The organism is Streptomyces sp. NPDC048297, from assembly GCF_043201585.1.
Classification (GTDB): Bacteria; Actinomycetota; Actinomycetes; order Streptomycetales; family Streptomycetaceae; genus Streptomyces.
Genome location: NZ_JBICZA010000011.1, coordinates 138,663 through 151,464, shown reverse-complemented (window position 1 = coordinate 151,464; position 12,802 = coordinate 138,663). Strand labels below are relative to the sequence as shown.

Annotated in this window: 13 protein-coding genes and 1 pseudogene; 11 read left to right on the top strand and 3 right to left on the bottom strand. The window is 69.6% G+C overall.

Annotation, left to right across the window (positions count from 1 at the left end; genetic code table 11):
* Positions 1–161 precede the first annotated feature (161 nt).
* The 11 genes and pseudogenes from ACGFYV_RS14745 to ACGFYV_RS14695 all read left to right on the top strand — a co-directional run bounded on the left by ACGFYV_RS14745 (position 162) and on the right by ACGFYV_RS14695 (position 11,533).
* Positions 162–1,233: pseudogene (locus ACGFYV_RS14745) on the top strand (amino acid ABC transporter permease).
* A 275-nt stretch (positions 1,234–1,508) separates the two neighbouring features.
* Positions 1,509–2,147 carry a winged helix-turn-helix domain-containing protein gene (locus tag ACGFYV_RS14740; RefSeq protein WP_393878748.1) on the top strand — a complete coding sequence of 213 codons (639 nt, stop codon included), beginning with the start codon at positions 1,509–1,511 and terminating at the stop codon, positions 2,145–2,147.
* Between the two features lie 20 nt (positions 2,148–2,167).
* The gene (locus tag ACGFYV_RS14735) at positions 2,168–3,397 is read left to right on the top strand and encodes an acyl-CoA dehydrogenase family protein (protein ID WP_393878834.1); all 1,230 of its coding nucleotides are present in this window, start codon (positions 2,168–2,170) and stop codon (positions 3,395–3,397) included.
* Between the two features lie 471 nt (positions 3,398–3,868).
* Positions 3,869–4,906: an ABC transporter substrate-binding protein gene (locus tag ACGFYV_RS14730; protein ID WP_393878747.1), complete on the top strand. Its 1,038-nt coding sequence runs from the start codon at positions 3,869–3,871 to the stop codon at positions 4,904–4,906.
* 2 nt (positions 4,907–4,908) lie between these two features.
* Entirely contained in the window at positions 4,909–5,751 is an 843-nt protein-coding gene (locus ACGFYV_RS14725) for an ABC transporter ATP-binding protein (protein WP_393878746.1), read from the top strand.
* Positions 5,748–6,776, top strand: coding sequence for an ABC transporter permease (locus tag ACGFYV_RS14720; protein ID WP_393878745.1), 1,029 nt, complete (start codon positions 5,748–5,750; stop codon positions 6,774–6,776). The genes ACGFYV_RS14725 and ACGFYV_RS14720 overlap by 4 nt, the downstream gene beginning before the upstream one ends.
* A 78-nt stretch (positions 6,777–6,854) precedes the next feature.
* Positions 6,855–8,210 carry an LLM class flavin-dependent oxidoreductase gene (locus tag ACGFYV_RS14715; RefSeq protein WP_393878744.1) on the top strand — a complete coding sequence of 452 codons (1,356 nt, stop codon included), beginning with the start codon at positions 6,855–6,857 and terminating at the stop codon, positions 8,208–8,210.
* Positions 8,211–8,382: 172 nt separating this feature from the next.
* Positions 8,383–9,282 carry a TauD/TfdA dioxygenase family protein gene (locus ACGFYV_RS14710; RefSeq protein ID WP_393878743.1) on the top strand — a complete coding sequence of 300 codons (900 nt, stop codon included), beginning with the start codon at positions 8,383–8,385 and terminating at the stop codon, positions 9,280–9,282.
* A 192-nt stretch (positions 9,283–9,474) separates the two neighbouring features.
* Complete coding sequence (locus tag ACGFYV_RS14705) at positions 9,475–9,933, top strand: RrF2 family transcriptional regulator (protein ID WP_393878742.1); 459 nt, start codon at positions 9,475–9,477, stop codon at positions 9,931–9,933.
* 121 nt (positions 9,934–10,054) lie between these two features.
* Entirely contained in the window at positions 10,055–10,186 is a 132-nt protein-coding gene (locus ACGFYV_RS14700; protein ID WP_393878741.1) for a hypothetical protein, read from the top strand.
* Between the two features lie 240 nt (positions 10,187–10,426).
* Positions 10,427–11,533 carry an aliphatic sulfonate ABC transporter substrate-binding protein gene (locus ACGFYV_RS14695; protein ID WP_393878740.1) on the top strand — a complete coding sequence of 369 codons (1,107 nt, stop codon included), beginning with the start codon at positions 10,427–10,429 and terminating at the stop codon, positions 11,531–11,533.
* A 12-nt stretch (positions 11,534–11,545) separates the two neighbouring features.
* On the opposite strand, the gene ACGFYV_RS14690 is transcribed toward ACGFYV_RS14695, so the two are convergent.
* The 3 genes from ACGFYV_RS14690 to ACGFYV_RS14680 all read right to left on the bottom strand — a co-directional run bounded on the left by ACGFYV_RS14690 (position 11,546) and on the right by ACGFYV_RS14680 (position 12,785).
* Positions 11,546–12,034, bottom strand: a complete 489-nt coding sequence (locus tag ACGFYV_RS14690) for a hypothetical protein (protein WP_393878739.1) — start codon at positions 12,032–12,034, stop codon at positions 11,546–11,548.
* 62 nt (positions 12,035–12,096) lie between these two features.
* A complete protein-coding gene (locus ACGFYV_RS14685; RefSeq protein WP_393878738.1) occupies positions 12,097–12,378 on the bottom strand; it encodes a DUF3349 domain-containing protein in 282 nt (93 codons plus the stop codon).
* A gap of 62 nt (positions 12,379–12,440) precedes the next feature.
* Positions 12,441–12,785 carry a hypothetical protein gene (locus ACGFYV_RS14680; RefSeq protein ID WP_393878737.1) on the bottom strand — a complete coding sequence of 115 codons (345 nt, stop codon included), beginning with the start codon at positions 12,783–12,785 and terminating at the stop codon, positions 12,441–12,443.
* Between the last annotated feature and the right edge of the window lie 17 nt (positions 12,786–12,802).

Below are 12,802 nucleotides of genomic sequence, written 5' to 3'. Positions count from 1 at the left end.
CCGCACCGGCCGCGTTGAGGGACGCGGCGACCGTGACGACGCCCGAATCCGGGCCGCCTGCCCGTTACCCCCGCGCGCCGTCCGCGCGCGAATTTCCGTGAACGTGCGCCGCCGTGCGGTCACCGGCGCCCGCGCGTCTTTCTCCCCTGGAGAGCCTCCTGATGGTTTCGCCGTCCGACATCACCGGCCCCTCGCGCCCTACGGCATCCCTCCGGCCCGGCGGACACCCGGAAGTCCCCGGCCACGCTCCCGGCCGGGCCCCTGGCACACCTCCGGGCCAGGTTCCTGGCCTCCCTCCCGGTCAGGGCCCCACCGACGAGCTGCCGCGGATCGTGCCGCGCCGGCACATCGGCCGCCTGCTGACAGCCGGTGCGGCGCTGCTGGTGTTCGCGGCCGTGGTCAACTCCGTCCTGCGCAACCGTGCCTTCCAGTGGGATGTGGTCGGCCGGTACTTCTCCAGTGCCGCCGTGCTCGACGGGCTGCTGCTGACCCTCTGGCTGACCGGGGTGGTGATGGTGCTCGGCTTCCTGCTCGGCACCCCCGTGGCCGTGCTGCGACTGTCCGCCAACCCGGTTCTGCGCACGCTGAGTTGGGGATACGTGTGGATCTTCCGGTCCACCCCGCTGCTGGTGCAGCTGCTGTTCTGGTTCAACATCGGCGCCCTCTACCCGACGCTCGGCCTCGGCATCCCCTACGGGTCCCAGTTCGTCACCGTCAAGACGGTCAACCTGCTCGGCCCCACCCTCACCGCCGTCATCGGGCTGACTCTCCACGAAGCCGCCTACGCCGCCGAGGTGGTACGCGGCGGCATCCTCTCGGTGGACGCCGGCCAGACGGAGGCCGCCCAGGCTCTCGGCATCGGCAGACGGCGCACCCTGCGCCGGATCGTCCTCCCGCAGGCGATGCGCTCCATCGTGCCGGCCGCCGGGAACATGCTGATCGGCACGCTGAAGGGCACCAGCATCGTCAGCGTGCTGGCCGTCCACGACCTGCTGTACTCGATGCAACTGGTGTACAACCAGACCTATCAGGTCATCCCGCTGCTGATGGTCGCCCCCCCTCTGGTACATCGCCGTCACGACGGTGCTCAGCGCGGGACAGTGGTACGTCGAGCGCCACTACACGCGCGGCTCCGCCCGCGACCTGCCGCCCACGCCCCTACAAAGGCTCACGGTGCGCGCGGCCACACTTCGCGCCCGTCCGGAGAAGGCGACGCGTGCGCCCACGGTGTGACCTTCCCTACATTCCCTATCGGTTTACTAGGGAAGCGTTGACGTCCCCCGGCGCGGTGCGCAGGATGATGCGCATGTCCCCCGCGCAGCAACGACTCGTTCGTCGTCGGCATGTCGACTTTGGTCACGTCGTCAGCGCCGCCTGCTGTCGCGCGTAAGGCACACGGCTGACACCCAGCCCGCGCCGCTCCGCTCCTTCCCTCCCCCTCCGGGTGATCCGGCGAGCCCGTTCCGGCCGCGCCCGACGCCCCGACGCACTTCCGAAGGACGACCGCCATGACATCGGCACTCCCGGCCCGCGCCACCACCCCGTCGGATTCCCGGCTCCCCGACCCGCGCCGTCTGCGCCTCGTCGGGGACAGTACGCGCGACGGCGACGACGGACACGGTTCCACTCCCCTCGTCGGCTACCTCCTGCTCGTCCCCGAGGGCACCGATCCCGCCGAACTCTTCGCGAAGGACGTGACACGGCCGGAGATCCGGCCGGTCGCCGCCACGGACTCACCTCTGCCGCGGGACGAGCCAGGCGACAGTGTCCGCATCGACCCCGCGCGACGCGCGGCGACGGTGGACGGACGCGAACTCGACCTCACGTACCTGGAGTTCGGGCTGCTGGAACACCTCGTTCTGCGTCCCCACCAAGTGCACTCCCGCGAGCAGTTGATGGCCGGCATATGGGGCTACGACCACATCGGCGACGGCCGCACCGTGGACGTCCACATCGCCCGCCTGCGCCGCAAGCTGGGCGCGGCTCACCGGCACCGGATCGTCACCGTACGGCGCGTGGGCTACAAGTACGTGCCCGACCGGCGGACGAGCACGAGCACCGCCTCGCACCCCAGCACCTCTCCGCACCCCAGCACCCCCTCGCACCCCAGCACCTCTCCGCACCCCAACACCCCTTCGTGCCCCTGACCTTCGAGGAGGCCACCGCCATGGGCGTTGCCATCGCGCCGTCCGACCCCGCTTGTGAGGCGGAGCGGACCGGGCCCGGCCCTGCGCACTGGCTGCGCGTGGCCCGCGAGACGGCGGACGACCTGGCCACGGACGCGGTGGCCCGGGAGCAGGCGGGCAAGACCCCGTTCGACGAGGTCTCCCGGCTGCGCGAGGCGGGACTGCCGACGCTCCTCGCACCGGCCGCCTCCGCAGGGGGCGGCGCCGACTGGCCCACGGCCTGTGCGGTGGTCCGCGAGATCGCCGCGGCGGACGGCGCGATCGCTCAACTCCTCGGCTGTCACTACTTCCTGTCGTGGAGCGCCCACTTCTTCACCGACCCCTCGCGCGCCGCCGACATCGAGGCGCGTTCCGCGGCGGAGCAGTGGTGCTGGGGTGGCGGTCTGGCCTCTCAGGACCCCCCTCTCACGCTGACCTGGACCGGCGGCGGCCATGTGCTCGACGGCCGGCAGAGCTACACCACCGGGGTCCTGGTCGCCGACCGCCTCGCCGTGCGGGCCGTACGGGCGGACACCGGCGAACCGTTCGCCGTCGTCGTCGACCCCGCCGGACCGGGCGTGCGGATCGACGGTGACGTCGACACCTTCGGCCAGCGGCTGGCGGCCGGCGCGAGCGTGGAGTTCGACGCCGTACCGGTCGCCGCCGACGACGTACTCGGTCCCCTGCCCACGGACGAGGACATTCTGTCGCCCGTGGCCGCGCTGGCGGCGCCGGTCGGGCGGCTCCTGTCCGTCCAGCTCCGCCTCGGCATGGCCGAGGGAGTGCTCGCCGAAGCCCGGGAGTACAGCCGGGCGGGACACGTCCCCTCGCACCCGGCCGGGCCGGCCAGCGCTCCCCAGGACCCGCTGGTGCTGACGACGTACGGCGAACTCACCGTCCTCACCCGCTCCGCGTCCGCACTCGCCGATCAGGCGCTGACCGCCGTGCACGGCGGACTGGCACGCGGCGAGGACCTCACCTACGACGAGTACGCGGACATCGCCGTGCTCGTGGCCATGGCCGAAGCCGCCGCCTGCCGGGCCGCGCGGGAGTCCACCGCCCACGCCCTCGACGTCGTCGGCGCCCGCTCCGCGTCCTCGCGGCTGGGCTTCGACCGCTTCTGGCGCAACGCCAGGACCCACACCTTGTACGAGCCCGTCACTCGCCAACTCCGCGATGTCGGGGACTACTTCCTCAACGGCACGCACCCGCCGTTCGTCCTGCCCGTCTGACAATTGCGGGACGCGCAATTTCGGGACGCATAATTACGGCACACCGCAAGGCAATTGTGAACGCAGCGCTTCCCGCGCATGTCGGAGGGTTGCGAACATGAGACGCCGGCCCAAGTGGCATTGACCCGGCCGGATTTCACTGCGAGTCTCTTGGCTGTGAGCACGTCGGAGAATCTCGCCGCGCGCCTGCACGTCGACCTGCGACGTCAGGCCAGCGCCATCTGTGCCGTCGGTCGCCGTACCCACTGACAGGCGCCACTCTCCCGCACGTCTCCCGCACTCCCTTTCACGGCCGGCTTCTGCTGCGTTCACGGTCGGCTCCCGCTGCGTTCACGGTCGGCTTCTGCTGTGCCGATTCCTTTCCGCGCACACGCCGGACCCCTCACAGCAATTCTCGGTGAGATCCACTTCCCGCCGTTCCGCTTTTGCCGCGCACCCCCTTTGAATCATCTTTCGCGAACAGGATTCCCCATGGCCACGACGGCATCGAACCGACGCCAGTTCCTCTCCCTGCTCGGTCTTTCGGCGGTGGCCGTGAGCTGCGGCACGACCGCTACGGGAGCCACCGCGGGCAAGGGCCGCACCAGGACGCTCCGGTACCAGGGCTCGGCGGGCCAGGTCACCCTGCCCGAACTGGCCGAGGACCTCGGATATCTGGGCGACGTGAAGCTGCAGTGGATCGGCAACACGATCAGCGGACCGCAGGACATCCAGTCCGCGGCCACGGGCCAGGTCGACTTCGGCGGCGCGTTCAACGGCGCGGTCGTCAAACTCGCCGCGAACAAGGCCCCCGTCAAGGCGGTGATCAGCTACTACGGCTCCGACAAGTACGCCTACAACGGCTTCTACGTGCTCGACGACAGCCCGGTCCGATCGCCCGGCGACCTGGCGGGCAAGAAGGTCGGCATGAACACCCTCGGCGCCCATTCCGAGGCCATGCTCGACATCTATCTGCAGCGGGGCGGCCTGTCGCGCTCTCAGATCGGCAAGGTGGAACCCCTCGTCGTACCCCCGGTCAACACCGAACAGACGCTGCGTCAGAAGCAGATCGACGTGGCCGTGCTCGGCGGCATCCTGCGCGACAAGGCGCTGGCGACCGGGGGCATCCGGCCGCTGTTCACCGACTATCAGCTGCTCGGCGCGTTCAGCGCAGGCACGTACGTGATGACCGACCGCTTCCTGGAGCAGAACCCCGAGACGGCCCGGACCTTCGTCACCGGCGTGGGACGAGCGATCGAGTGGGCCCGTTCCACCCCGCGCGACGAAGTGGTCGCCCGCATGACGGACATCGTGAACAAGCGCGGGCGCAACGAGGACACCGCACCGCTCAAGTACTGGCGGTCCTTCGGCGTCGCCGAGCGGGCGGGCCGGATCACCGGCAAGGAACTCCAGCTGTGGGCCGACTGGTTGACCGAGCGCGGCGACATCAAGAAGGGCCAGGTCAAGGTGGCCGACCTCTACACCAATGAGTTCAACGCGGCTTCTTCCTCCTCGACGAGCGGGAGCTGACCATGCCGGAACCGACCACACCCAAGATCGCGCTGAAGCAGGTGCGAAAAGAGTTCGCCGTCAAGGACCGCACGGCGGGCCAGGCCCGGCAGGGCCACCGGTTCACCGCCCTCGACGGCATCGACCTGGACATCGCCGCCGGCGAGTTCGTCGTCCTGGTCGGACCCAGCGGCTGCGGAAAGTCGACGCTGCTCGACCTCCTCGGCGGCCTGGCCCGACCCACGAGCGGACAGATCCTGTTGGACGGCGAACCCGTCACCGGCCCGGGTCTGGACCGGGGCGTCGTGTTCCAGCAGTACGCGCTGCTGCCATGGCGCACGGCGCAGGGCAATGTGGAGTTCGGCCTTGAGGCCACCGGCGTCCCCCGGCGTCGACGTGCGGCACGGGCAAGGGAGTTCCTCGACCTGGTCGGTCTGTCCGGCTTCGAGGACCGCCATCCCCATGAGCTGTCGGGCGGGATGCGCCAGCGGGTGGCGATCGCCCGCAGCCTCGCCTACGACCCCGATGTGCTCCTGATGGACGAGCCGTTCGCCGCGCTGGACGCCCAGACCCGGGAGTCGCTCCAGGACGAGCTGCTGCGCATCTGGCAACGCACCGGCAAGACCGTCGTCTTCATCACGCACGGCATCGACGAGGCCGTCTACCTGGGACAGCGCGTCGCCGTCATGACATCGAGGCCCGGCCGCATCAAGCAGAGCGTGCCCATCGCCTTCGACTCCCGTACGGCGACGGACGATCTGCGCTCAAGCCCCGAGTTCGCACGCCACCGGCACGAGATCTGGTCACTGCTGCACGACGAGGTCGCCAAGGCCCAGGAGTTGGAGAAGGAGGGGGCTTCCGTATGAGCTCCGTAACCGGCACGGCCACCGGCACGGCCACTGGCAAGACCACGACACCGGGCCCGACGAACGCCACCGAGCGCGTCCCGGCCGCTTCCGCCGCCACGCCGGCGTCGCCCGTATCGCCGGCGTCGCCCGTATCGCCCGCGCCCCCCGAGGCATCGGCACCGGCATCGGATGCGCTCACGCACCGAGGCCCCACCCCCGTCGCGCCGGTCGGCCCGGTCGCCCCGGTCGCCCCGGTCCGCAGGGCGCTGCGCCGGCTGCCGCACCTGCTGGCGAAGGGGGCGACCAAGTCCGCGGCGATCGTGGCGCTGGCGCTGCTGTGGGAGACCGCGCCTCGGCTCGGCCTGGTCGACCGGACCTTCCTGCCGCCGTTCAGCGAGGTCGCCCGCGCCTGGTGGGGGCTGGCGACCGACGGTCAGCTCACCGACAACGCCCGCGCCAGCCTGGTCCGCTCCTTCAGCGGATTCGGTCTCGCCGTGGTCGTCGCCGTGCCGCTCGGGCTGCTGATCGGGTGGTACCGGCCGGTCGCCGACCTCCTGGGACCGCTGCTGGAGGTCTTCCGCAACACCGCCGCACTGGCCCTGCTGCCGGTGTTCGTGCTGCTCCTGGGCATCGGCGAGACCTCGAAGATCTCCATCGTGGTGTACGCGTGCACCTGGCCGATCCTGCTCAACACCATCAGCGCGGTCCGCAGCGTCGACCCGACCCTGCTGAAGCTCGCCAAGTCGATGAACCTGTCGGCGCCCCGGCTGTTCCAGAAGGTCATCCTGCCGTCGTCAGTACCGGTGATCTTCACCGGCATCCGGCTGGCCGGAGCGGCGTCCATTCTGGTCCTGGTCGCCGCCGAGATGATCGGCGCCAAAGCGGGCCTCGGCTACCTGATCAACGCCTCGCAGTTCAACTTCGCGATCCCGCAGATGTACGCGGGCATCATCACGATCTCCGCGATCGGGGTGATCTTCAACCAGGTCCTGGTGGCGGTGGAACGGCGGCTCAGCTCCTGGCGCGTGCCGGCGCGCGGCTGACCCGGCCCCTCAACACCTCGCCGCCCCTCCTCTTCCGCCTCCCCCCTGATCTTCCCCTCCCCCGATCCGAGGACTCCCATGACCACGACACGCCCCCGCCAACTGCACCTCAACGCCTTCCTGATGAACGCCGGCCATCACGACGCCGCCTGGCGGCACCCCCGTACCCAGCCCGAACGCGTCACCGACCTGCGCTACTTCCAGCAGCTCGCTCAGACCGCCGAACGCGGCCTGCTCGACTCGGTCTTCCTCGCCGACGGCCTCGCCCTGTGGGGCAAGGCCCGGCACAACGCCCTCGGCGGCTTCGAACCGCTGACCCTGCTGTCGGCCCTCGCGGCGGTCACCGAGCACGTCGGCCTGATCGCCACCGTCTCCACCACCTTCAACGAGCCCTTCCACACCGCCCGCAAGTTCGCCTCCCTCGACCACATCAGCGGTGGCCGGGCGGGCTGGAACATCGTCACCTCCGGAACCGTGAACGAGGCCCGCAACTTCGGGCAGGACGAGCACCTGGAGCACGGGCTGCGCTACGAGCGGGCGCGGGAGTTCGTGGAGGTCGCCACGAAGCTGTGGGACAGCTGGGAGGACGACGCGATCCTGCTCGACCGGGAGCGCGGTGTCTACGCCGACACCGGCAAGGTGCGGGAGATCAACCACCAGGGCACGTACTTCGGGGTGCAGGGCCCCCTGAACGTACCGCGCACCCCGCAGGGATACCCGCTGCTGGTGCAGGCCGGTTCGTCGGAGGACGGCAAGGAGTTCGCCGCCCGGTACGCCGAGGCCGTCTTCACCGCCCAGCAGTCCCTCGCCGACGGCCAGTCCTTCTACAAGGACCTCAAGTCCCGGCTGGCCCGCCATGGTCGTACCGAGGACCAACTGCTGGTCCTCCCCGGCATCGCCCCCGTCATCGGCTCGACCGAGGCCGAAGCCCGCGCCCTCGAACAGGAACTGACCGACCTTCAGGTCTCCGAGTACGGTCTCGCCCAGCTCTCCGGGATGCTCGGCACCGACCTGACCGGGCTGCCGCTGGACGGGCCGCTGCCCGACCTGCCCGAGGAGCGGGACATCAACGGCAACAAGAGCCGCTTCACGCTCGTCGCCGAACTCGCCCGCCGTGACGGCCTCACCCTGCGCGAACTCATCGCCCGTCTCGGCGCCGGCCGCGGCCACCGCGTCTTCGTCGGCACGCCGGAGCAGATCGCCGACCAGCTGGAGGAGTGGTTCACCCAGGGCGCCGCCGACGGCTTCAACATCATGCCGCCCCATCTGCCGGGCGGTCTGGAGGACTTCGTCGACCACGTCGTGCCGATCCTGCAGCGGCGCGGTCTGTTCCGCACGGAGTACACCGGCGGCACCCTGCGCGAGAACTACGGCCTGGCCCGCCCGGCCAACCGGCTGGTCGCGCAAGCGGTGGCAGGAGGACGGCCCGCGTGACCGCGCCGCGGGCCGCTTCTCAGCCGATCACTCCACTGATCACCCCGAGCCCGATCACCTCGCTGTTGGCCCCTCGACCGATCGCCCCACGGTTGGCCCCTCGACCGATCACCCCACTGCCTGCCCCTCGACCGATCACCCCACTGTTCACCTTGCGAAAGGACACCCGCACATGACCACCGGCAACGCCTTCGACATCCGCCGGATCGGCGGCCGTATCGGCGCCGAGATCCACGGCGTGGACCTCTCCACCGACCTCGACCCGGCCCTCGTCACCGAGATCAACTCCGCACTGCTGGAACACAAGGCTCTCGTCTTCCGCGACCAGCGGCTCGACGACGCGGGCCAGATCCGCTTCGCGTCCCTCTTCGGCGAGCTGACCGCCGCGCACCCCACCGTGCCCTCCGTCCAGGGGCAGCCGCAGATCCTGCCGGTCGACGGCGACGAGGGCATCCGCGCCAACCACTGGCACACGGACGTCACGTTCGTGCGCACACCTCCGAAGGCGTCCACGCTGCGCAGCATCGTGGTCCCGCCCTACGGCGGCAACACCCTCATCGCCGACTCGGCCGCCGCGTACCGGGATCTGCCCGAGCCGCTGCGCGAGCTGGCGGACAAGCTGTGGGCGGTGCACACCAACGACTACGACTACGCGGCACCGAAGAGCGAGAAGGCCGCCGAGCATCGCCGGCAGTTCGTCTCCCGGAAGTACCGCACCGCGCACCCCGTCGTCCGCGTCCACCCCGAGACCGGGGAGCGCGGGCTGTTCATCGGCGGCTTCGCGCAGAGCATCGTCGGGCTCGGCCCCTCCGACTCCCGCGATCTGCTGCGGATCTTCCAGTCGTACGTCACCCGCCCGGAGAACATCGTGCGGGTGGCCTGGACGCCGGGTGACCTCGTCCTGTTCGACAACCGCATCACCCAGCACTACGCCCCCGACGACTACGGCGACCTTCCGCGCCTGCTGCACCGGGTGACCGTCGCGGGTGACATCCCCGCCGGCATCGACGGCACCCTCAGCCGTGTCATCGAGGGCGACGACGCCTCCCACTACACACCGGCCGGGGCCTGAGCCTGTCCGGGTGTGCCGGGCGGGGCGGGACATCCGACCCGCCCGGCACGCCGCCCGCGGCGGATGCCGCCCGCGGCGGATGCCGCCCGCGGCGGATGCCGCCCGCGGCGGATGCCGCCCGCGGCGGATGCCGGTCGCGGCGGATGCCGGTCGCGGCGGATGCCGGTCGACGCCGTACGGGATAATGAGCGCATGCGGATCTCAGCAAGGGCGGACTACGCGGTACGGGCCGCACTGCAGCTCGCCGCCTCGAAGGACGACGGGCCCCAGAAGGCCGAGGCCATCGCCGACGCGCAGGGCATTCCGCACAAATTCCTCGAAGGCATCCTGAACGACATGCGCCGGGGCGGTCTCGTGCTCAGCCAGCGCGGCGTCAGCGGCGGCTACCGGCTGGCCAGGCCCGCCGAGTCCATCAGCATCGCCGACGTCATCCGCGTCGTGGACGGCCCGCTGGTCTCGGTCCGCGGAGTCCGCCCTCCGGAACTCTCCTACACAGGTCCCGCCGAGGCCCTGCTCCCTCTCTGGATCGCACTGCGGTCCAACGTGCGCGAGATCCTCGACGGCGTGTCGCTCGCCGACGTCGCTTCTGCCCAACTTCCTGCCGAGGTGTCCGCGTTGACCGAGGCCCCGGGGGCGTGGACGAACCCCTGACATCTCAGAAAGCGAGATAGGCGGGTCCACCATACGAACACCCTCTTGGGGTGGGGGCCACCTTCTGCCACGATCCCTAGCAGCCAGGTAGGAAAACTAGGGAATGTGGGGAGGCGTGGCCATGGGATCGCTCGACCACGGGAACCTGTCGCCGGCCCTGCTGACCTCCCGTCGCCACATCGACTTCGGCCGCACCTCCAGTGACATCTGTCGGCCCCTGCGCGGCCTGCGCAGCACTTGCCGGCCTGCCTGAGACCTCGGCGGCACGCACCGGCTCGGTCCGCGAGCCCCCGGCGGAAGCGGTCGGCGCCGCAGCACATCCCACGGGGCTCCGCACACCGTCCGCCCAGCCCCGGCGGACGGATCACCCCCGCCTGCCGCTGCATGCCAGGGGACTCGCTCCCCGCTCTTCCGCACCGAACTTCTGTTGCCGATCTCCTGTTACCGATCTTCCGTACCTTCCTGATCACCCATTCCCCGAGAGGACACCTCCGTGTCTGCCGCAAGACCGTTCGCCACCCTGCGCACCGTCGCCGTCATCACGGCACTCCCGCTCCTGCTGACCGCCTGCGGGTACGGCTCAAACTCCACCGATGACGCGAAGGCGCCCGCGGTCGCGGCGGGCGCCAAGAAGCTCTCCGCCGACGAGGTCAAGATCGGCTACTTCCCCAACCTCACGCACGCCACCGCTCTCGTGGGCGTCCAGGAGGGCCTGTTCCAGAAGGAGCTGGGCGGCACCACGATCAAGACCTCGACCTTCAACGCCGGCCCCTCGGAGATCGAGGCGCTCAACGCCGGCTCCATCGACATCGGCTGGATCGGCCCCTCGCCTGCCATCAACGGCTACACCAAGTCGAACGGCAAGAACCTGCGCATCATCGGCGGTTCGGCCTCGGGCGGCGTGAAGCTCGTCGTCAACCCGAAGAAGATCACGTCCCTCAAGGACGTCAAGGGCAAGAAGATCGCCACGCCCCAGCTGGGCAACACGCAGGACGTCGCGTTCCTCAACTGGATCGCCGACCAGGGCTGGAAGGTCGACGCGCAGAGCGGCAAGGGCGACGTCTCGGTCGTCCGTACCGACAACAAGATCACGCCGGACGCCTACAAGTCCGGCTCCATCGACGGCGCCTGGGCTCCCGAGCCGACCGCGTCCAAGCTCGTCGCCGAGGGCGGCAAGGTGCTGCTGGACGAGTCGACGCTCTGGCCCGACAAGAAGTTCGTGATCACGAACATCATCGTGTCGCAGAAGTTCCTCAAGGAGCACCCGGACGTCGTCGAGGCCGTGCTGCGCGGCTCGGTGAAGACGAACGAGTGGATCAACGCCAACCCGCAGAAGGCGAAGGCGTCCGCCAACGCGGCGCTGGAGAAGCTGTCGGGCAAGGCACTGCCCGCCGACGTCATCGACCCGGCCTGGAAGTCGATCTCCTTCCTCGACGACCCGCTGGCCGGAACCCTCACCACCGAGGCCGACCACGCGGTCAAGGCCGGCCTGCTGGACAAGCCCGACCTGAAGGGCATCTACGACCTCACGCTGCTCAACAAGGTCCTGAAGACGGAGGGCAAGGGCGCGGTCGACGACGCCGGTCTCGGCGCCGAGTAACCGGCCCCACCCTCACCCGAGTCGCGCGGCCAGGACGGACCGGTAGTACGCCAGCCGGTCCTCGTCCTCGTCCACGAACTCCAGAATGTCGAAGGCGGCCTCGGTGTTCCCGGACACGGCCTCGATGTACAGCATCACGATGCCCTCACGCACCGCGGCAATGCACTCCTCCGCCAGGTCGGGGCGACCGGCCTCGACCTCGCTGCGATGCGACTCCCCTGCCACGAGGTACTCCAGCATCCCGAGGAAGTGCCGCCTGACGGAGTCGTGCAGATCCTCCCCGAGAGCCGCGAGCATCACCGGCACGGCATGGGGGGCCACCTCGAAGAGCATGCTCTGCACCTCGAGGTGGTTCTCCAGCGTGTACCCGACCGTCTCCCGCACACTCCGGGCGTCCAGCAGCCTCCCGAACGCCTCCACCAGATGCGAGCCCGACTGCCCGCAACCGCAACGCAGTTCGGCCCAGTCGTGCCGTCCGAGCTCAAGGCGCGACGCCTTCACCGAGACTCCTCCCTGTCGCATCGCCAGGCGACTGCTCGCCGAGCGGGGTGCATGACCCGGACTCAGTCCTCGTCCGGGTCCCACCCATGGGACACCAGCAACTGACGCAGACGTTCCACGCGCGCACGCCGTTCCCGGTTCCCGCTCTTGCTCAATGCCTCGGTCACCAGCCACACGGCTTCGGCCTCATGCATACGGAGAAAGGCGCCAGCCGTGATGCCGACGTTCTCCTCGCCCATCCCCTCCGACAGCACGATCAGGAGCGGCAGGACATCGGCGTCGTCCACTCCGTCGGGAAACGCCGCCTCAAGCACGCCTACCACTCGCAGCAGATGGGAATCCACTTGATGTCACCCCCTGTCGCCCAGCCCGCACCTCACAGCCGCTCGCCAACCTTGTCGAAGGATCACTCCACATCAGCGAAGAACCTGATATCGCCCAGGGCATCCTCAGCGACTCCCCCCAGTACAGGGTCGCCAAGAAGAGTCTCCAGGCAGGCAACTATTCGGTTGCTGATAATTCCGCGCATCCTTCCGATATGACCCATGCAAGTCACCGCCAATGAGCGCAACTGAGGATCGTTGTCCTCCCTCAACTGGTCAAGAAGTAGACCTTCCAGCCAGTGCCGATCCGGGTCCTCGTAGGTTAGATAGAGGAGAGCGCGAGTCGCCCGGGGCAGGTCACCACTCGCGAGATCCGCCAACTTTTCGATGCGAATCCCGCCCGACTCAGTTGCATCTCCGGCCATCATGGCTCCTCAATATCTCC

Coding starts and splice junctions, on each gene's coding strand:
- ACGFYV_RS14740 (WP_393878748.1), top strand. CDS start 1,509: ATGACATCGGCACTCCCGGCCCGCGCCACCACCCCGTCGGATTCCCGG.
- ACGFYV_RS14735 (WP_393878834.1), top strand. CDS start 2,168: ATGGGCGTTGCCATCGCGCCGTCCGACCCCGCTTGTGAGGCGGAGCGG.
- ACGFYV_RS14730 (WP_393878747.1), top strand. CDS start 3,869: ATGGCCACGACGGCATCGAACCGACGCCAGTTCCTCTCCCTGCTCGGT.
- ACGFYV_RS14725 (WP_393878746.1), top strand. CDS start 4,909: ATGCCGGAACCGACCACACCCAAGATCGCGCTGAAGCAGGTGCGAAAA.
- ACGFYV_RS14720 (WP_393878745.1), top strand. CDS start 5,748: ATGAGCTCCGTAACCGGCACGGCCACCGGCACGGCCACTGGCAAGACC.
- ACGFYV_RS14715 (WP_393878744.1), top strand. CDS start 6,855: ATGACCACGACACGCCCCCGCCAACTGCACCTCAACGCCTTCCTGATG.
- ACGFYV_RS14710 (WP_393878743.1), top strand. CDS start 8,383: ATGACCACCGGCAACGCCTTCGACATCCGCCGGATCGGCGGCCGTATC.
- ACGFYV_RS14705 (WP_393878742.1), top strand. CDS start 9,475: ATGCGGATCTCAGCAAGGGCGGACTACGCGGTACGGGCCGCACTGCAG.
- ACGFYV_RS14700 (WP_393878741.1), top strand. CDS start 10,055: ATGGGATCGCTCGACCACGGGAACCTGTCGCCGGCCCTGCTGACCTCC.
- ACGFYV_RS14680 (WP_393878737.1), bottom strand. CDS start 12,785: ATGATGGCCGGAGATGCAACTGAGTCGGGCGGGATTCGCATCGAAAAG.